Here is a 21,203-nt window from a genome sequence, read left to right as displayed (position 1 = left end):
CCGGCGGACAGGACCACGTATTTTTTCAGCTCTGGTAAAAAAGCATCACAGACCCGCCCTGCGGATGCGTGAAGACAGTCCTTGATCAATGCAGCGCGCGCCGGAGTCATTGCAATTCACTAAACAAATCATGCTCTGAGCAAAGGTATACGACAACCAAACGCAATCGGAAACGTATGAAACGGTTTTCAAACAAACGGCGCATCAGAACAAGATCCTGGGCCTGTGCCGCCCGGCTTCGAATATCCGACGGGAGATATTTCGGGTTTCGCTCTGCGGAGACGCTCATAACCCTGTTGACAGGCTGGTGCGGCAAAAAGGCCCATGACGGCCGCATATCAACGGCGCGGGCGGGCCATGGCAGCCCGTCATGGCGCGGCCCGCACCATTCCACCAGGCGCCCCGCACCATCGTTTTGCCCTTTTTCTTTCCTGAAATCGGCAGGATCACCGTCCATGCTTGTCCCGGAGGGGGCCCCGGCCCTCCCCGTTCCGCCCCAGGGACGCGTCTGACCTGCGGAAAGACAATCCTCCGGCTTTGTTTCCGGTTTGGCACCTCTGATTGCCCCCAAATGGGGGTAGCGAGGATTCCCCTATCAATGGCTCAGTGGAGAGGCGCTCGGCGAATTTATGCCGACGTGTTGTTTTGCATTAGGGCCGATAAGCCCGGCCTGTTCATTGCAATAGTGTTCATTTTTTACCGGGGGTAAAACATGTCTAGTAAGCTAATCAAAGCATGGAACTCGATTCCTGGCGCCGCCCTGATCGGCACGCCGCAATCGGACAATCTTAACCTGAAGCATCCTGACAATGCTGGCCTCAACAAGGCCAAAGGTCTGGGAGACGACGACTATATCCTGGGCAACAGCAACGACAACGTGCTGCTCGGAAATTACGGCGACGACTATCTGCGCGGCGAGCTTGGCGACGACACGCTGGGTGGCGGCAAGGGCGATGACGTGATGCTCGGCGACGGTGCGGTCTCTGACCTGATCGCTGGTGACGACTGCCTGATCGGTGAAGACGGCAATGACGTGGGCGCCGGCAATGGCGGCGACGACACCCTGAACGGCGGGGCCGATAACGACCTGCTGATGGGCAATGCCGGAGACGACAAGATCTATGGCGGCACCGGCGATGACTGCCTGATCGGCGGGGCCGACGACGACCGCATGTATGGCGGCGCTGGCTATGATCTGATGTTCGGCCAGGGCGGCCGTGACTACATGCTTGGCGGTGCTGGCGACGACACCATGTCGGGCGGCGACGGCAATGACGAGATGTACGGCGAAGACGGCGATGACATCATGGCCGGTAATGCGGGCATGGATGCGCTCAACGGCGGCGAAGGCGAAGACACCATGTGGGGTGGCTCCGGCAAGGACGCGCTGCGCGGTCATGACGACGATGACTGGATTTCGGGTGGCGAAGATGATGACTTCATCGCTGGTCAGCGTGGCCATGACGAGCTCTATGGTGACGGCGGTGATGACGCCATTCGCGGCAATAGCGGCGACGACTCGATCTCGGGTGGCGATGGCGACGACAACATCCAGGGCAATGACAACGAAGACTGCATTGACGGCGGCGACGGCAACGACATCATCTGGGGTGACAATGCCAGCGGCAAGGCCTCGACCGAGCTGGCTGCAGACAAGATTGATGGCGGTAACGGCAATGACACCATCTTTGGTGGCGATGACGACGACCACATCAATGGTGGCAACGATGATGATGACATCAGCGGCAATTCCGGCAATGACATCATGGACGGCAACAGCGGCGACGACCGCATCTGGGGTGGCTCCGGCGACGACCAGATTCACGGCAGCGAAGGTGAAGACAACATCGTTGGCGGCAGCGGCAATGATCTTGCCGATGGCGGTTCCGGCGATGACAAGATGAATGGCGGCAGCGGCGAAGACACGCTGTGCGGCGGCGAGGACGAAGACCATGTCAGCGGCTCGGGCGGCAATGACGTGCTGTTCGGCGATGACGATAACGTCTTCTTCTCCGTGGGTCAGCAGGTCGGCTATACCGACGATCTGCGCGGCGGTACCGGTGATGACATGCTGTTCGGCGGTGGTGGCGACGATGCCAACATGACCGCTGGTGAAGCGGGTTACCGTCAGGCTGGCGATGACTATCGCGGCGCAACCGTTAACCCGGATGCAGCGTTTGGCGGCCTGTATGGCGGCCTGGGCAACGACACCCTGCTGGGTGGCGATGGCGACGACGCGCTGTTTGGCAACAAGGACGAAGACTGCCTGATCGCCGACCAGGGCGCAGACACCCTGACCGGTGGTGCGGATGGCGACGACTTTGTCTTCGGCTATCAGGTCTGCGACGGGCCCGAGGTGCTCGCAGCCTATGCCAGCTTCGGCGAAGGCAACGTGGTGACGGACTTCAGCTACATCAACAATGACCGGCTGGTGTTCCACACGGCGCATGAAGGCGAGCTGGAAGCCCGTGTTGTCAATGGTGACGACATCGAGATCATTTCGAACCTGACCGGTGATACCGTTGTGGTCGAGGATCTGTGGTCTGAGCTGGGCCTGGATCTGCTGCCGGCGGAAGATGTGCCTGGCAATGAGGCCGACTATAACGCGGCACTTCTGGAATATCTCGAGAAGACCGATTTCGGCGAAGGCAAAGGTGTCATCTACTTCGAAGACAAGTGCATCGGCGTCGAAAACTGCGACCCGGACCGCCCGGATACCGGTTGGGAAGGCACGCGTCCGGAATATCCGGCGGGCAGCAAGCCGCTTGACGGATTTGCCGGCGACACCCTGCCGAACACCACAGTTCCGGACTTTGTCGACCGTTACCTCGATGACGACCAGAATGTTTGGTATGCGGCCGATTCACTGAATTGGGACCTGTTGGCCGAATAATCATTCGGCTTACGAGAAAGGACCGAGTACCCGGTCCGTTTTCGAACAGACCTGGAACTCGTCCCCCGGCACCGCCCCTGATCTTTCAGGGGCGGTGTTCTCTGTTCAGGCGGTCCTGCAATGTTGCATCAGGACCGCCTCCGCTCCCAAAACCCTTTTGACGACAGGCTGGGAACAGCCTGCACCGCGTGTTCACACCTCAGTGCAGCCAGAGAGGATGCAGCGGCCTGGCTCGCTGCTTATGAACCTCACCGGGCAACACCACAGCCCGTGTCATGTTGCAGCCCCTGCACACAGGTCAATGTGCTGTCAGGTCTCCGTCTTTCCCTGACGCGTCCACAGGAGCTTCCCACCGATAAACAGCGTTCTCGCTTACCCGCTTCCGACCAGTTTTTCCGGATGAAACCACAAAAAAACATGCCCAGCCGGAGCGGCTGGGCATGTCTGTTTGCGTTCGGATCGCGGGCCCCGGAAGGGCCCTGCGGATCAGATCAGTTGCACATCCTCGATATTGCGGATGTCCAGATCGATGGTTGTGAAGCTGAACGTATCGGTCAGCACGCTGCCATCATTGATGCTGCCCGGCGCCGGAGCATTGGCATCGACCATCGCCAGATAGACATCGATCTCGGCCTGAACCGCAAGCGCATCAGCGCCATCCAGCGAAATCTCCAGCGTGTCGATACCGCTTTCCCCGTCAAGGAAGTCGCGCTCACCGGCATCGGTCGCCTCGGCCCAGACGAACTCATCCGAACCGGAACCGCCGAGGATCGTATCCGCGCCGCTATTGGGGCTTTGGAAGCGATCGTCACCGGCACCGCCCGATACGAAGTCCGAGCCCTGCAGTCCGCGGACGAAGTCATCGCCGAGGCCACCGAACAGGATGTCATCATCGAACTGACCGTTCAGCACGTCGTCACCGATACCACCCAGGGCGACATCCCCCTGACCGTCCGCATTGATGGTGTCGTCGCCTTCCCCACCGAGCAGCGTATCGAAGCCCGCCGCGCCGCGCAGATTGTCGTCGCCACGACCGCCATCGATGACATCGTTGCCGCCCAGGCCATTGATCACGTCCTCGCCGCGTGTGCCGAGGATGTTGTCGCTGCCGCCAGTCCCGTCAAAGGTGACGCCATTGTCACCTGGCGCCTCGACCAGAACGGTCACACCGGGATCAGCGGGATCGAGCGTCGGCACGTCACCGACCTGGACCTCGACGGTTCTGACGAAGCCCACGCCATTGGTCACGGTATAGGTGAAGAAGTCGAAACCTTCGAAATTGGCACCGGCCGTATAGGTCACGGTACCGTCGCCCTCGATCACGACTGTCCCGAAGCCGCCATCATTGACCTGTGCCACCGACAGCGTGCCTTCGCTGAGCTCGATGTCATTGGCCAGAACGTCGATATTGACCGACCCGCCGGGCGCCGGTGCGGTAACCGCATCGCCGGTACCGCCGGGCAGGAGCGCCTCGACCGCGACCGTGACATCGTCGAATTGCAGGAACTCGACATTGCGCACCCGGTCCACACCATCAACGGAGGTGACCGTCAGCTCGCCGGTGAACAGATCCACGATCTCGATCGTTGCATCGGCATAGTTGCCACCAAAGACTGCAGTGTCGACCTCGCCATCACCATTGAGGTCGTCATTTCCGGCACCACCAATGAGGATGTCGTTTTCGGAGCCGCCATTGAGGTCGTCGTTGCCCTCGCCGCCTTCCAGCAGATCGTCATAGCTGTCCCCGTTCAGGACATCATCGCCACCATTGCCGATCAGCGTGTCCTCACCCGAGAACCCGATAATCGTGTCATTGGTCTCGCAGCCCACCAGCAGGTCGAAGCCGCCAACAGGCGAGTTCTCGTCGGCCTGGCTGGTGCCTTCGATCAACCCGCAGCGCAGCAGACCGGCATCCAGCGTCAGGTTGGATTCACCTTCAGCCAGCGAGACCACCTGGGTCATCGCATAGTCCGGGTCACCGGGCATGGTGACCGCATCGGAATCGCGAGCGTCATCCGCCCCCTGATTGGCCGCCGTAAAGGCAAAGCCAGCCGGCAGAATGAAGCCGACCTTGTAGTCGCCCGCCTTCAGGCCGGTGAACAGGTATTTGCCATCCGCATCAGTGACCTGCTGATCCAGGATCGTGCCATCGGGTGCCAGCAGATGCACGGTCACGCCCTGCACCCCCTGCTCGCGGCCCGAGAAGAACGAATCGAGCGCCTCGTCATTGAGGATGCCGTCACCAAAGACATCCAGCCATACGGTGTCGCCAAGCTCAGCCGTTCCCGGGTCGGAATCGCGCACACCGGCATCGTTGTCGCCGGTATCATTATCGGCAACGACCTCGATATTTTCGATGACCGACATGGTGGTGTCGCCGATCGCGTCGCTGTCGGACGTGTCGTCCGTTCCGACATTTGCGGCCACCAGTTCCTTGCCGACCAGAACCCCGTCCGGATCCTCGAACTTCACGCCATAGACACCCGGCTCAAGATCGGTGAACTGATAGCTCCCGTCAGCTGCGGTCACCTGCGTGACAGGGTTGCCCCCCGCATCCACAATCGGATCGCCATTTTCGTCCAGCAGAGTGACCAGGACCCCGCCAATGCCGGGCTCGTCACCATTGTTGTTGTCTAGGCTGTCATCGTCGGTATCGCAGAAATAGCGGCCCGACAGCGAGCCCGACTCCTCCTTCACGCAGAGCCCCAGATCGACATCACTTTCGCTGTCAGCGGTCACGCTGATGACACCCGACATGCCGTTCCCATCGACATCGGAGTCGATCGTGTCATCCGATCCCGCATCCTGAATGGTGAATTCGGTGCCGTCCGGCGCGACGCCCATGATCTTGTAATCGCCGACCAGAACGTCATCGAAGCGATAATTGCCATCCGCATCGGTCACGGTCGTGGCAACGACATTTCCGTCCAGATCAACCAGCTTGATGGTGACACCGGCCTTGGTCGGCTCGGACACAACCTCCTGCGTGTCCTGACCTTCGAGGACGATATTGTCGATGCGCACAAACTCACCGCCATCGCCACGCACCTTGAGCGTCAGGTCCTGGCCGGACTCGATCGGAACATCCTTGATGACATAGGTCGAGAAGCCGCCATCATTCGATCCGGCCCCATCGCTGTCACCATCCAGGCGGATCGCCTCAACGATCTCTCCGCCGATTTTCAGCTTGATGATGCTCTGGCCATCATTCTCATCCTGCACGCGGATTTTGACGTCATAGACACCGGATTTCCCGTCAAAGGTGGTGCAAAGCGCTGCGTAATCGCCGGGGCAGTAGAGCTTGACAAGCTCGCCGCCCGAGGCCTGCGCACCCTCAACGACCTTGAAGCCGCTGCTATACATATCCTCGGCTTCGATCGTGTAATCACATCCCGGGATGACGGTGATTTCACCATTGATCCCGTCACAATCCTCGTCACAGAAAACGGTGCCCGAAATCGAACCGGTTTCGATCTTGTCCCCGGCGCCCAGGCATTTGTAATCAACCCAGTTGCCTTTGACATTGCAGGTGTTGACAACGGTCAGCTCAGTTCCGGCCGGAGGCACCTTGCCGTAGAATGTGAAATAATCATCGCCGGCCCCGGGTGCGTCATGCCCTTCGATCTCGATCTCGATCATGTAATAGGTCTGGCCGTCCGACCCTTTCAGCACATGATAGCTTTCGGCATACATCTGGCCGCCAACGGCCTCACCGTCGATATAGGCCTGCTGACCACTCCAGTCATTGGCATTTTCGTTCCGGCAGCTGTCACCGGACAGAGAATAGTCGTTATCCTTGGTGGACATGCAGACGGTTGCGCTGGCGGGCATTGTAAAACTATCGCCGCATCCGATGCTTGAACCGTTACCGCCCTGATCCAGAAGATCGGCCTCAGTGATAGCGGTCCACTCATATTCCTGATAATTATTAGTCACTGTTGCTTCCCCCTAGGTGAGCATTACCAAATACAAAACTTCACCCGCGAATGGCGGGATTCCGTGTCCGGGGGGACATCAAAACAATCTGTATGAAGACTGCATGAGACAAAATACGGCAGTCGAAAGCCTTAAAATTTTTCAACCAGCACACTCAACACTCTTAACGATAGGTGAAATTCACCCGTCACTCACAGATACTTTCTTGATCCCCCAACTATTCCGCCTGAGTTACAACCCCTTGCTTCAGGCAACATGGATATTAATGAATGGAGAGACATCTCCCGTCAATATTTTCGCCAAATTTTCGCCCAATTTTAATACACCCGAACCGCAGCGCGCCCAAGTTTGCGCTACCAGGGAAACAATCACGGAAGATTCCAAATACCGTTTCCCGGTAATTTTTGGGTTCCGAATGTGAGAGCCACACCAAAATTCATGCCCTGAAAGCCGTCAAAACCCTGTCATCGTTGATCTGACCGGCAGCAGACCATCAAACCGCTTGCGCCAAACGGGCACCGGTTGACGCCTGTGATGGTTTGACGTTGCTGCAGCACGTCGTGAAAAATACCCTGACTATGCGTCTCGCCCCTGTAACCGAAAGCAGACACATGCAGACATGTCTTCAGGTCCGGTCCCTACAGTTCTTTCACGGCAGCAAGCATGAGATCACCGGTCGGACGGCCCTGCTTGATCTGAAGGTGACAGGCCCCTTGCCCGATCAGGTTCTGGCGCAGCTGGACCAGCCGGACGGGTTGAGGGTGCTTTCACCGCAAGAGGCGGCCGGTTTTGCGCAAGACAGGGACTGGGTGGCCGGGCTGCTGGTCGGCGGGCGCGGCAGCTCCGGGCTGGCCGATATGGCGGCGGCCCTGATCGTGTTGCTGCAACTCTGGGCGCGGATGCCGGTCCATAAGGGTCAGGTGCTGGACGCACGTTCCGACCGAATTCGCCTAGCCCTGCCCTGGCGGCGCCAGCAGCTTTTTCGCAACGCCACCGACCTGATGATCGCCTTGCTGACACCAGAGGCCGACGAGATCGAGATGTCCCGGCGGCTGGACCGGTTTCTGGAGCAGGAACGGCGCGGCGGGCTGGCACCCAATTCGATGCGGTTCGCCCAGGCGGCCATGGCCCGCGATATGCCGGTGACGGTGCTGAATCAGCAGACGTTGCGGATCGGCTGGGGCGCGCGGGCGCGGCAGCTGCGCAGCAGTTTCACCGACCGCACCGGATCGCTGGCCGAAAAACTGGCCCGCGACAAGTATTTCAGCCTTCAGCGCCTGAAACAGGCCGCCCTGCCAGTACCCGAGCAACGCTTTGTGCGCACGCCCGATGAGGCCCGCGTCGCCGCGGCAGAGCTGGGCTGGCCGGTGGTGCTGAAGCCGGTGGCGCTGGATCAGGGGCGCGGCGTGCATGTGGGGATTACCTCGGAGGAGGCGCTGGTCGGGGCCTTTTACGCCGCCAACACTCTGCAGGATCGCGGCGTTCTGGTCGAAGCGTTTGTGCCCGGCGACGATCATCGGCTGCTGGTGGTGAACGGGCAGATGATGATGGCGGCCCGGCGCATCCCCGGCGGCATCACCGGGGACGGGAAACAGACCGTGGACGCGCTGCTCGATCAGGTCAATGCCGACCCGCAGCGCGGCAGCGACCCGCGCAACCTGCTGATCGAGATCCGCCGCGATGACGAGGCGCTCGCCTGCCTGAAAGAGGCCGGGCTGACCCCCGACAGCATCCCCGAGGCGGGCCGCTTCGTGCCGCTGCGCCGCACCGCCAATGTCAGCACCGGCGGCACCGCCGTGGATGTGACGGACATTGTGCATCCCGACAACCGGGGCGCGGCGATCCGCGCGGTGCGGCTGGTGGGGCTGGATATTGCCGGGGTGGATTTCCTCTGCCGTGATATCTCGGTCAGCTACCGTGTGGGCGGCGGCGCGATCTGCGAGGTGAACGGGCAGCCGGGCTTCCGGCCACATTGGCTGAGCGCACCGGAGCGCGACATCAATGGCGAGGTGCTGGATGCGCTCTTTGCCGGGCAGCCCGCCCGCATCCCGACCGCCGCCATCACCGGCACCAATGGCAAAAGCACCACCGCCATGATGCTGCACCATATCTGGCAGAACGCCGGAAAGACCGCCGGGGTCTGCACCACCGTGGGCACCTGGATCGACGAGGACAAGGTAGACACCCAGAACCTCAGCGGGTTGCCGGGGGCGGAGTTGCTGCTGGGCGATCCGGCGGTCGAAGCGGCAGTGCTGGAAATGCCGCGGTTGGGGCTGATCCGGTTCGGCCAGGCCTGCGACCGCTATGATGTGGCGGCATTGCTGAATGTGCAGAACGACCATCTGGGCCAGAACGGGATCGACACGCTGGAAGAGATGGCGCGGCTGAAATCCAGCGTTCTGCAGCACGCACGCACGGCGGTGGTGGTCAATGCCGAGGACTCGCTCTGCCTGCAGGCCCTTGAAGCCACCACCGCGCCGCGCCGCATCCTGGTGGCGATGGCGGCCACCACTCCGGCGCTGGCCGCCCATCTGGAGAGCGGCGGTGATGGCGTCTTTGTGGCAACGCAAGACGATGCGGACTGGATCGTGATGGCGCGCGGGACGCATCATGTCCCGGTGATGAACGTGGCGGACATCCCGGCCACGATGGGCGGGCTGCTGCATTTCAACGTGATGAATGCCATGTTTGCCATTGCCCTGGCCGATGCGCAGAGCGTGCCCGCCGACGCGATCCGCACGGCGCTGGCAAGCTTTGCCAACACGCGCGAAAAAAGCCCGGGCCGCTACAACATGATCGACGGCTTCGCCTGCCCGGTGCTGGTGGATTATGCCCATAACGACACCGCCGTTGCCGAGCTCTGCCGGGTGGTGCGGGCCTTGCCGGTGACGGGCCGGCGGCTGCTGGCGCTGCAGATTCTGGGCAATAGCGGCCCACACAAGCTTGAGAACAACGCCGCGCACCTGCTGGAGAGTTTTGACCGGATCGCGGTGCTGCCCGATCTCAGGGTGATCCGGAAATACGGTTATTTCACCGGCGATGACCCGGAAGAAGAGATGCGGCAGCTGTCACGGGAAACGCTGATTGCGCGGGGCGCATCAGATGGCCAGATCCTGACCGGGCCGGATAGCGACGCGCTGGTCGAACAGGTCATGCACGCGGCCCGGCCCGACGATCTGGTGGTGCTGATGATGGCGCCGCAGGACGCTTTTGGCCATGTGGATCGGCTGCGCACACACCATGGCGCCAGGGGCTGAGCCCGGCAGCATCACTGTTGCCGCTCGGGACCCGGCCGGGGCTGCGCTGCGACTCGCAGCGGTGGCATCAGCTGGTGATAGAGCGTGATGAACTGGCTCTGCCGGTGGCTACCGGTCTTGGCGAAGATCCGTTTCAGATAGCTGCGCGCGGTAGAGATCGTGAGGTTGTTTTCCTCGGCCGCCGCCGCCAGGGATTTGCCCGCCAGAAGCTGTTTGGCCAATTGCCGCTCGGCCACGGTCAGCCCCATCGTCTCAAGCATCAGGTCGCGCAACGCCCGGTCCCCCTGGCTATGGCCGAATACCACCAGCGCCAGACCGGGCGACTGGCTGACCGGCATCACAATGATCGTCTTGGGCAGGTTTTCCGCGCCGCCCAGCTGCACCACCGAGACCTGTCCCGGTGTCCCGGTCGCCGCGCTCAAAGCGGCTTGGAGCGCTTTCTGGTTCTGCGGCAAACCACCGGCCAGCCGGTCATGCGCCACATGCAGCTCGTCATTCTCCTCCAGCCATGTCCTGGCCAGGCTGGTCATGTAGCGCAGACCACCACTGGCATCCGACACGGCAACCCCAAAAGACAGGCTGCCCAGGATGATGTCGGGAATCTGGGTTTGCAGGCCATTCAGGCCACCTGCCGCTTCGACCTCGGCCCGCTCATTGCGCAATTGCTCCGCATAGGTCAGCCCAATCCGCGCCAGATGCTGCAATTCGGGCCGGCTCGCCGAGCCGATCGCACCATTCACGAAGGCGGCCATTGGCGCAAAATTCCCCACCTGCGCGCCAATACCGATCAGATAGCGGCGCGAGCGCAGCCAGGTTTCGCTGTCGCCCTTTGCAGCCCTGAGCGCGCGCGCACGCGTACTCGCGGGGCGCGCCTGCCGCTGGGACAGGAATGTCTTCACTTTATCAGAAACCAACGCCGCTGTGTCGCTCAGTGGCAGATCCGAACCGGCCTTTCCCCGCCCAACCCAGACATCCACCAGATGCTGGCTGGACAGGTCCACTATCCCCAGACACGCCGCGCTGACATTGGCTGTACAGGCCAGCCGCTCCGCCATTTTTACACGACAGTCATCTCTTCCCAAATCGGTATGAACCGCACACATGTCCCCCCAGCACCCCTAAACCAATCACACTACAAAAAACTTATCTTAAAAGCGTCCCACGAGCCTAACAAGGTGCCGGAAACCGAACAAGCAAACGGTTCTCTCTCAAAGTGGAACTTGTGCCATAATTTCCAATACGTGGATAATGACCGGGAAATCCCTATGACTGTTTTGATTTAGAGGTTGTACTTTTGGCCCCCTAACCACTTTAGCGATTATCCGCCTTTTCCCGCCTCAAACCGACCCTGATCCCACGCCGAATTGATTCTCTGTGATGGCTATGATCTAACGATTCCATAACCCTAGGCAGCAACCTAAACAGGCCATATTCCATGATGACGCCGTGCGTGTTGAGCACCCGGTCGCGCCGCAAAAGCGCCACCGCCCCGTCCTTTTTACAGACCGGGCAGGCGCGCCGCTGGCTGGCGGGGGCCGCTGCGGCGCTGGCGGTTCTGGGGGCTGCGGCAGACCCGGCCCGGGCGCAGCAGGAAATGGGGCCGGAGGGGCCGGGGCTGAGCTTTTACGGCGGCGCCATCAGCGATCCCTTCATCGGGCTGAGCGAGCGCTATGGCGATCTGGCCTTCAATTCCGCCGCAATCCGCTATCAGCGCGATTTCGGGCAGTTCCATTTCGACATCACCGCCGCCGAGCTGCAGCATGGCCGCGACAGCACCATCCCGCGCTATGAGCTGGCCTATAGCTTTGCCCAGGACACCGCTGAGATCGGGGTCGCCAAGAAGCTGCGCAACTGGGGGCCATCGCGCTATAGTTCGCTGTTCCTGTCGCGCAACGCACCCGCGATGCATGCGGTCTCTATCGCCAAGACCACCCCCACCGCCTTTGACGTGCCGGTGCTGGAATGGCTGGGACCCTGGGATGGCGAATTCCTTGTCGGCACCACCGATGATTCCGGGCAGCCTGATGATGCGCTGTTCATGGGGATGCGCCTGGCCATCCGACCGGTGAAAGGGCTGGAGATCGAGATCATCCGCACCGCGCAATGGGGTGGCGAAGGGTTTTCGCGCAGCCTGGGCACCTTCTGGGACGTGCTGATCGGGAATACCAATTCGGGACCCTCGTCGGATGCCAACCAGCTGGCCGGGCTGGGCCTGTCCTACGGGTTCGATATTCAGGACAGCAATCTGCGCTTTTATGGCCAGATCGCGGGCGAGGACGAGTCGGGCGGGCTGCCCTCCTGCACCTTCTACATGGCCGGGGCCGAGCTGAGCACGCAGCTTTTCGGCGTGCCCACCATCGCCACGCTGGAAACCGTGGACACCCGCACCGACACGTCCAGTTCGGGGTTCTGCGGGCCGAACTCGGCCTATAACAACAATATCTATTCCTACGCCAACAAGGGCGTGGTGCTGGGCGCGGCGGTCGATACCGAAGGGCAATCCACCAATCTTTATGTCAGCCACGACTTTGCCGATTTCGACCTCAACTGGAGCGTCGGACATTACCTGATCAACGCGGACTCAGACCCCAACCACCGGCTCAGCACCGACCGCCAGAGCGGGACGCTGGCCACGATCGGGGTCGGCAAGCAGTTCGACCGGCTGCGGGTGGACGGGATCGTCGCCTATCAGGGCTTTGATCTGGACACCGCCGACATGAAGGAAGGGCTGCGCGCCGGGCTCGGGCTTTCCGTCGCGTTCTGAAACAGAGACCCCGCCCCTGCCCCGCCGTGGAACAGGCCGCAACAGTGCCTGCCCGAAAGGGCGATGCGTCTTGTTGACGGGGCCGGTCTGTGCTTTGACTTGCCGCAAGGACGGACCAGAAAGTGTGTGAGGGGTAGTTAGTTATGGGTAAGTCAAAGATTGCCGTTGTTGGCATCGGCTATGTCGGGCTGTCAAACGCGGTCCTGCTGTCGCGCAAACACAGTGTCACGGCGCTGGATGTCAGCACCGAGCGGGTGGCGATGCTCAATGCCCGCCAGAACCCGATCATAGACCCGGAACTGGAACAATACCTGGCCGAGGAAGAGCTTGATCTGCGCGCCACCACCGATCCGGCCGAAGCCTTTGAGGGGGCCGATTACATCATCGTGGCGACCCCGACCAATTACGACCCGACCACCAATTTCTTCGACACGTCCACGGTCGAGGCGGTGATCGAACAGGCGCTTGCGCTGAATTCGGACGCGGTGATCGTGATCAAGTCGACCATTCCCGTGGGCTTCACCCGTGATCTGAGCGAACGGCTGGGCACCGACCGGATTCTGTTCAGCCCCGAGTTTTTGCGCGAGGGCCGCGCGCTTTATGACAACCTGCACCCGTCGCGTATCGTGGTGGGCGAGCCCTCGGCGCGGGGTCAGCGCTTTGCCGATCTTCTGGCCGATTGCGCGCTGGACGAGGAGGTGCCGATCCTGCTGACTGCGCCGTCCGAGGCCGAGGCGGTCAAGCTGTTCGCCAATACCTATCTCGCCATGCGAGTGGCCTATTTCAACGAGCTGGACAGCTATGCGCTGGCCCATGATCTGGACCCGCGCCAGATCATCGAAGGGGTCGGGCTGGACCCGCGCATCGGCACCCATTACAACAACCCCTCCTTCGGCTATGGCGGCTATTGCCTGCCCAAGGACAGCAAGCAGCTCTTGGCCAATTACGCCAATGTGCCGCAAAACCTGATGCAGGCCATCGTCGCCGCCAACCGCACCCGCAAGGATTTCATCGCCGACCAGATCATCGCCCGCGCCCCAAGCACGGTCGGCATCTACCGGCTGGTGATGAAAACCGGCTCGGACAATTTCCGGCAAAGCTCGGTGCAGGGGATCATGAAACGGATCAAGGCCAAGGGGATCGAGGTGATTGTCTATGAACCGGCGCTGAAAGAGCGCGACTTCTTCGGCTCGACCGTGATCCGCGACCTGAATCACTTCAAGGCCGAGGCCGATCTGATCATCGCCAACCGGCATGCGCCGGAACTGACCAATGTGGTGCAGAAGGTCTTTACCCGCGATCTGTTCAGCGCCGACTGAACCGGGTCACGGCGCGTTCCAGCCGTTTTTTCCAACTCCTGTGCGCAATCCTCTGCCGCCGGGCAGAAACGCCGCATTTGCGGCAAATTCCTGCCCAGCCCACGCCTGATATGAGCGGGATATTTCCCGCAAATTCCGGCCCGATTGCGCCGGCCGGGTGACCCGTGCCATCCCCCCGGCAGGCAGAGGAGCATTGAAATGTCACAGGCAGATTCATTCGAACGGTTGATGCTGGATCTGATCAACCAGGAACGCGCAAAAGTGGGGGCACCCCCCCTGAAACTGGAACTGCGTCTCAACGATGCGGCGGAAGATTACAGCGAGGACATGCTTGAGCAGGATTTCTTCTCGCATACCGGACAGGACGGTTCCAGCCCGGGCGATCGGATGCGGGATGCAGGGTTTCAGTTTTCCGGCAGTTGGACCTGGGGCGAAAATATCGCCTGGCAGAGCGAACGCGGCGCCGCCGGCATCGCCGATGACGTGGCCGACCTGCATGAGGGGCTGATGAACAGCTCAGGGCATCGCGCCAATATCCTCAACCCGAATTTCGAAGTGATCGGTATCGGCATCGAACGCGGCAACTACAACGGTTGGGACGCGGTGATGGTCACCCAGAACTTCGCCCGCACCGGCGCGCCGCTGCAACTCGACAATGGCGGCAGTGGTGGTGGTGGCGGCGGCGGTGGCAGTGACCCCCTGCCGCCGCAGGATCTGGTGCTCTACGGCAATGGCGGTGCCAACACCCTCACCGGCAGCGCCGGCAACGACCGCCTGGTCGGCCAGGGCGGCAACGATACGCTGAACGGCAAGACCGGAAATGACTCTCTGGAGGGGGGCGATGGCCGGGACACGCTTTGGGGCGGGGACGGCAATGACAAGCTTGAGGGCGGCGGCAGCGACGATCAGCTCGGCGGCGGCAACGGCAGAGACGTGCTCCTCGGCGGCAGCGGCAATGACATGGTTAGCGGTGGCAACGGTGCCGATGCGCTCTGGGCACATGGTGGCAATGACACGATCTTTGGCGGCAGCGGCAATGACACGCTGGGCGGCAGTGATGGCCGCGACAATCTCAAGGGGGGCAATGGCAACGACCTTCTCTATGGCGGGAACGGCAGCGACACCCTGTTCGGCGGCGCGGGCAACGACACGCTGCGCGGCGGCGCGGATGCGGATGTTCTGGTCTTCTCGGGCGGTGCCGATCAGGTGATCGGCTTCGGACCCGGCGACCGGATCGACCTGAGCGGCGTGGGGTCGATCACCGGCTTCGGCGATCTGCAGGCCAATCACCTGTCGGGCGGCAGCAGGGCGGTGATCAGCGACGGGCTGGGCAACACGATGACGCTCGTGGGCGTGGCCGAAGGGTCGCTGGATGCCGGAGACTTCATTTTCTGACGCAGTGCGGGACAGACCCGGCACATTCCTGACCGCCAATGCCCCGGGCCTGCGCCAGGGCATTGGCGATGATACCCGCACCAGCCCGGATTCCGTGTCCGGGCCATTTTTTTCGGCAAATACGCCACTCCTGCAAAATTGACGTCAAAACAGACTTTAAAGTCCCTGATTTTGCCACGATAGACACATACGGATTTCATTCGAATCCACCGGGGATTGTATATTAGCAGGAGACAGAGTTCATGGCCCAGTTCACGGCCTATTTTGCGTTCGACATTAATAACTTCGATCTGAACACCCTAATCCGGGATCATACGGATACGCTCTTTCTGGAAAATTCGGGTTTTGAGTTCCAAGGCGTCACTTACAACGACCTGCTGCTTGTCGAATATACCAGCGATTTCCCCAGAGCCGTCGTGTTTGCTGGCTCGAATATCGGGTTGGATGGCTCCGGCACCCTGGCCGACAGCGGCGAGATTAACTTCCTCGGTGAGGTGGTCCTCGTCCTGGGCGACATTTATGATGTCTGGTTTGTGACCGGTGTCAGCCTGGATGCCGCTGACATCTATCGGGCCACCCTGACGACCTCCTTGAGCGATGACAAGGCCGTCATCGCTGACGTCCTGTCCGGCAATGACACGCTCGAGATGTCCGACTCCGATGACATGATCAGCGGGTATGGAGGCAATGACCTGATCCGGGGCAATGCGGGCAATGACACGCTGTTCGGCGGCAGCGGCAACGACACGCTGAATGGCGGTGCCGGAAATGACACCCTGGGCGGCGGCCCGGGTATCGACACGGTGCATTACGATGGCCTGTCGCGCGCGAATGTCACGGTCACCCAGTTTAACAACGCTTTCACCATCCGGTCTTCACAAGGCACTGACACGCTCCGGGATATCGAACGTATCCACCTGACGGACGGAACTTTTGACATTGGCGATCTGGTCTCGCAAACACGGTTCACCGGCACCGCCGGAGCAGACACTCTGCTGGGCACCGGGCAGCGCGATGAGCTCGAAGGCAAGGCTGGAAATGACAGGCTGGAAGGTGGTGACAGCCAGGACACGCTGTTCGGCGGCAGCGGCAACGACACGCTGCTGGGCCAGGGCGGAGAAGACACTCTCTGGGGTGGCAAGGGCAACGACACCCTGAAGGGGGGCGCAGACAATGACCGACTGGCCGGATGGGAGGGCGAGGACTCCCTGTCCGGCGACGCCGGCAATGATACGCTCCGGGGCGAGGGGGGCGATGATACCCTGATCGGCGGCGAAGGTGAGGACCGGGCCGAGGGCGGCGACGGCAATGACTTCCTCAAAGGCGGAAACGGCGACGACACCCTGCTGGGCCAGGACGGAGAAGACACTCTCTGGGGTGGCAAGGGCAACGACACCCTGAAGGGAGGCGCAGACCATGACCGACTGGCCGGATGGGAGGGCGAGGACTCCCTGTCCGGTGACGCCGGCAATGATACGCTCCGGGGCGAGGGGGGCGATGATACCCTGATCGGCGGCGAAGGTGAGGACCGGGCCGAGGGCGGCGACGGCAATGACTTCCTCAAAGGCGGAAATGGCGACGACACCCTGCTGGGCCAGGACGGAGAAGACACTCTCTGGGGTGGCAAGGGCAACGACACCCTGAAGGGGGGCGCAGACCATGACCGACTGGCCGGATGGGAGGGCGAGGACTCCCTGTCCGGTGACGCCGGCAATGATACGCTCCGGGGCGAGGCCGGCAACGATACCCTGATCGGCGGCGAAGGTGAGGACCGGGCCGAGGGCGGCGACGGCAATGACTTCCTCAAAGGCGGAAACGGCGACGACAGGCTCTTCGGCGGCACCGGCGCGGATACGCTGCGCGGCGGTGACGGAGATGACGCTCTGTTCGGTGGCGCAGGAACGGATGTGCTGAAAGGCGGTGCAGGCAATGACACGTTGAACGGCGGCGTGGATGCGGATGTGCTGGTTTTCTCGACCGGCACCGATCAGGTGATCGGTTTCGGACCCGGCGACCGGATCGACCTGAGCGGCGTGGATGCGATCAGTGATTTCGCAGACCTGCAGACCAGCCATCTGTCAGGCGGCGCCGAGGCGGTGATCAGCGATGGGCTGGGCAACACGATGACACTCGTAGGCGTGGCCGAGGGTGCGCTTGATGAGGGTGATTTCATCTTCTGAGCCCCTCAAAGCACCGACAAACGCCGCCCATGCAATCCGAGTGCGGGCGGCGTTTCTATGTCATCGGCTGCACCTGCACGTAGAAATTCGTCCGCATCGGGATCGGCAGCTTGTCCGGGTTGAGGACCTTCAACGCCGCAACCCCTGCCGACCCGAGATATTTGCGAACCTTCTCGGTGAAATACTCGTTGACCACCGGGATGTCATAAAACCGGCTCGAGAAGGCATTGTCCCGCATGCGGCGCTTGAGCTGGCCATAGCTGTGCAGCGCGCAATGCTGCGGAGGTTTCAGGAAATCGAACATCCGCCGCACCCCGTAGGTGGTTGACCAGCGCACCATCTCAAAAGGGATGTTCGTCCATTTGTTGGGAGTCTGCAAAAGGTAATGCCCACCGGATTTCAACACCCGGCGCACCTCTTTCAGATGGGCATCGGTATCGGGGATATGCTCGATGACATCGAAACTCAGCACAAGATCGAAACTGTCATCATCGAATGGCAATTCGCTGCCTTCTGCCAGACGCACATCCAACTCGTCAGGAGCGGCATCCACAACCTCCTGATCGGCGTCGATCGCAACCACGTCATGCCCGTCCGCCTTCAGTTTGAGCATCAACTGGCAGCGGCCACATCCAATCTCAAGGATGTGCCGAGGACTCTCCAAAAGTCCGGTTTGATCCAGAAATTCAATATTCGAGGTCAGGTTCCCCCAATTCATTCGTTCATCCATGGAGCGCACTCCTTTGTCACATTTTTAAAAAATCAATTAAGAGGTAAACGGTATGCCTGCATGATGACCGATTTCGCGCACGCGATCCACTCCCGGATACCACCGGTCTGCACCGCGCGCGCCAGAACGCATAATGCCGAGCGCCCCTTTTTTCTGCGCGCAAGCCACGATCGTGATGCGCCCAGGGTCATCCGGCAGGGCCGGCATCAACCGCCGTCAAAGACATTGACGGTGCAGATTCCGTCTTGTTTAGTCGAGCTGATTTCAGGCTGCGCAAAGACAGCCCAGGGCAAAAGTCATTCAAACCAAATGCTTCGGAGGCCGTACAGACTCCGGAAAGTCAGATTTGTTCCAAGGGGGATCGTGATATGACAACCTATTCCATAACCGGCATCACTGTATTCAACACAGCAGATGCAAATGATACGGACATCGATTTCGAGGCCGGTACCACGCTGGAATTCGTACCTGCAAACGGTGTCAATTCGTTGCGCTATTCTGTCCTTCCGTTGGAACCCGGCGGGACTGCACCAGATGATCTTTTCGTGGATATCGAAATTGACAACGTCACTGCCAGCTTGAACGGCCAGAATGTTCAAGGTGATAACATTGGACCGGATGCCGAGCAGATATATCAGGTCAACTGGCTGGACACCGGGAATGTTCCCCGTACCTCCATCTTCCTGCTATCTGAGTATCAAGGTGTTAACCGGCCCCCATTTGGCACCGTGGATGCCATCAATATCTTCGTCATTGCGGGAGATCCACTGCCCAACATCACCACCCTGAGCGGCTGGAACGATTTTGTGGACAATGCGCTGCAGAGCTATGACATCCCCCCCGGCTCAAGCCCCTTTGGCCCCAACAAGGATATCTTGCTGAGCGCGCTGAGTTTCTCCTCCAGCGAAAACGACGTCATCATCGGGTCGAACGGCGCCGACGATTTCGATGGCGGTGCCGGCAATGACAGCATCGTGGGGCTCGCGGGCGATGACACGCTGAGCGGTGGCAATGGCAGTGACACGCTGCGCGGCGGCAACGGGTCGGATGAGCTTTTTGGCGGGAACGGAAACGATTATCTGAACCCCGGCAACAACAGCAATTATGACTACCTGGAGCCGGGCGCAGGCAAGGACACGGTGGATTTCTCGGCCATCACGAATGCGAACAGCTATGTCGAGATCGGCATGAATGACCTCAATGCCGGGGTGGTCGCAACCCTCAACGGCAACACCAATAGTGGTTTCATCAACAAGGGCGCCAACGGCACCACCACGATCCTCAACCTGAACAACCCGCTGACCGCCAGCGAAGGCGGCTTCGGCCTCCAGGGGACAGATCACAACGACACCTTCAACATCGTGGCCGGAACCACCGGATGGACTGCACTCGCTGGTCGCGGTGGTAATGACAGGTTCAATATCAACTCAACGGATATATCTGGCCGGATAGATTCAGCCTGGTGGGATGCCACCACCGGTGTCGTGGCTAACCTGCAAACCGGTATCGTCTCGCAGGACGGCCATGGCGGGTCGGACACGATCAACGGCTGGGGAAACCTGAACGAAATCCGCGCCACGATGCTGAATGACAACATCACCGGCAGCAATGGCCGCGACCGGGTCATCCTGATGGCAGGCAATGACACCGCCAATGGCGGCGACGGCTTCGACCTGCTGCGCTATGACCAAACAGGGGTCGAAGCGGTCAATGTGAATCTGCAAACCGGCACCGCAACCGGCATCTGGCGCGGCGAGGCCTTTACCCACACGATCAGCAATTTCGAGGAAGTCCGCGGCTCGCGCCAAGGCAATGACACGATCATCGGACGCAATGACACTGACGAGGCCTTCGAGGGCCGGGGCGGCAATGACAGGCTCAATGGCGGCGGGGGCGACGACACGCTGCGCGGCGATGAGGGCAATGACACGCTGATCGGCGGCGGGCGCGATGATGAGCTGCACGGCGGTGTCGGGAATGACGTGCTGTTCGGCGGTGCCGGGTCGGACCAGTTGCGCGGCGGGGATGGCAATGACTCCCTCAACCCCGGCAGCAATAGCGAAGGCTATGATGCACTGCTTGCCGGGGCCGGCAATGACACCATCAATCTCTCGAGCCTGACAACTGACAGCGGCGTCGGGCTGGAGCATTGGGATATGGAGGCCGGGATCACCGTCTTGATCAACGGCGCCACAAATAATGGCTTCGTCAACAAAGGGGCAAACGGCACAACCCAGATCATCGATGTTGCCAGGGCGATCAACAACTGGGGCCTTGATGTCAGCGGCAGCTTTCACAATGACGTCTTCAACATCACACCGGGGTCGAACCCCAATGCCTTCATCGCCGTCGTCGGAGAGGGCGGCAATGATCGCTTCAACATCAATGCCGGGTCTGGACATGTCAGGCTCGATTTCCGCAGATCCGATCTCGATAATGGCATCACCGTCAATCTGGCGACCGGCATTGTCAGCGATGACGGGTATGGCGGGCAGGACACGATCAACGGGGTTGCGAATCTGGGCAGCCTGCGCGCCACGATGCTGGATGACAGCGTGCGGGGCAGCGCCGGGGATGACACGCTGATCCTGATGGCCGGCAATGACACGGTCAATGGCGCTGGCGGGTTTGATCTGCTGCGTTATGACCGCAATCAGGTCGAAGCGGTGACGCTGGATCTGAACACGGGCACCGCCACCGGCACATGGCGGGGCGAGGCCTTCACTCAC

At 60.8% G+C, this 21,203-nt stretch carries 11 protein-coding genes; 7 read left to right on the top strand and 4 right to left on the bottom strand.

What is annotated here, in order from left to right; all coding sequences use genetic code 11:
* Window positions 1–106: 106 nt before the first annotated feature.
* Complete coding sequence (locus tag Q5Y75_RS26145) at window positions 107–457, bottom strand: hypothetical protein (protein ID WP_306203101.1); 351 nt, start codon at window positions 455–457, stop codon at window positions 107–109.
* A 255-nt stretch (window positions 458–712) separates the two neighbouring features.
* On the opposite strand from Q5Y75_RS26145, the gene Q5Y75_RS26140 reads away from it, so the two are divergent.
* A complete protein-coding gene (locus tag Q5Y75_RS26140; RefSeq protein ID WP_306203100.1) occupies window positions 713–2,893 on the top strand; it encodes a calcium-binding protein in 2,181 nt (726 codons plus the stop codon).
* 486 nt (window positions 2,894–3,379) lie between these two features.
* On the opposite strand, the gene Q5Y75_RS26135 is transcribed toward Q5Y75_RS26140, so the two are convergent.
* Window positions 3,380–6,829, bottom strand: a complete 3,450-nt coding sequence (locus tag Q5Y75_RS26135; protein ID WP_306203098.1) for an SdrD B-like domain-containing protein — start codon at window positions 6,827–6,829, stop codon at window positions 3,380–3,382.
* Window positions 6,830–7,440: 611 nt separating this feature from the next.
* Between Q5Y75_RS26135 and Q5Y75_RS26130 the strand changes: the two genes are divergently transcribed.
* Window positions 7,441–10,086 (top strand): Mur ligase family protein, encoded by a 2,646-nt coding sequence (locus Q5Y75_RS26130; protein ID WP_306203096.1) that lies wholly within the window; start codon window positions 7,441–7,443, stop codon window positions 10,084–10,086.
* 11 nt (window positions 10,087–10,097) lie between these two features.
* Here the strand turns inward: Q5Y75_RS26130 and Q5Y75_RS26125 are convergent, their stop codons facing one another.
* Window positions 10,098–11,141, bottom strand: a complete 1,044-nt coding sequence (locus Q5Y75_RS26125) for a helix-turn-helix transcriptional regulator (protein WP_306203094.1) — start codon at window positions 11,139–11,141, stop codon at window positions 10,098–10,100.
* Window positions 11,142–11,521: 380 nt separating this feature from the next.
* Between Q5Y75_RS26125 and Q5Y75_RS26120 the strand changes: the two genes are divergently transcribed.
* The 4 genes from Q5Y75_RS26120 (at window position 11,522) to Q5Y75_RS26105 (ending at window position 17,744) form a co-directional block, all read left to right on the top strand.
* Window positions 11,522–12,850 (top strand): capsule assembly Wzi family protein, encoded by a 1,329-nt coding sequence (locus Q5Y75_RS26120; RefSeq protein ID WP_306203092.1) that lies wholly within the window; start codon window positions 11,522–11,524, stop codon window positions 12,848–12,850.
* 143 nt (window positions 12,851–12,993) lie between these two features.
* Window positions 12,994–14,169, top strand: a complete 1,176-nt coding sequence (locus tag Q5Y75_RS26115; protein WP_306203090.1) for a nucleotide sugar dehydrogenase — start codon at window positions 12,994–12,996, stop codon at window positions 14,167–14,169.
* A gap of 198 nt (window positions 14,170–14,367) precedes the next feature.
* Window positions 14,368–15,564, top strand: coding sequence for a CAP domain-containing protein (locus Q5Y75_RS26110; RefSeq protein WP_306203087.1), 1,197 nt, complete (start codon window positions 14,368–14,370; stop codon window positions 15,562–15,564).
* 242 nt (window positions 15,565–15,806) lie between these two features.
* Window positions 15,807–17,744: a calcium-binding protein gene (locus tag Q5Y75_RS26105; protein WP_306203085.1), complete on the top strand. Its 1,938-nt coding sequence runs from the start codon at window positions 15,807–15,809 to the stop codon at window positions 17,742–17,744.
* 55 nt (window positions 17,745–17,799) lie between these two features.
* On the opposite strand, the gene Q5Y75_RS26100 is transcribed toward Q5Y75_RS26105, so the two are convergent.
* The gene (locus Q5Y75_RS26100) at window positions 17,800–18,474 is read right to left on the bottom strand and encodes a class I SAM-dependent methyltransferase (RefSeq protein WP_306203083.1); all 675 of its coding nucleotides are present in this window, start codon (window positions 18,472–18,474) and stop codon (window positions 17,800–17,802) included.
* A gap of 368 nt (window positions 18,475–18,842) precedes the next feature.
* Here Q5Y75_RS26100 and Q5Y75_RS26095 point away from each other — a divergent pair.
* On the top strand, window positions 18,843–21,203 hold a 2,361-nt coding region (locus tag Q5Y75_RS26095), incomplete at its 3' end, for a calcium-binding protein (protein WP_306203082.1).

The sequence above is a fragment of the Ruegeria discodermiae genome, assembly GCF_030758345.1.
In the GTDB taxonomy this organism is placed as follows: domain Bacteria; phylum Pseudomonadota; class Alphaproteobacteria; order Rhodobacterales; family Rhodobacteraceae; genus Ruegeria_C.
This window is presented reverse-complemented; position numbering and strand designations above follow the sequence as displayed.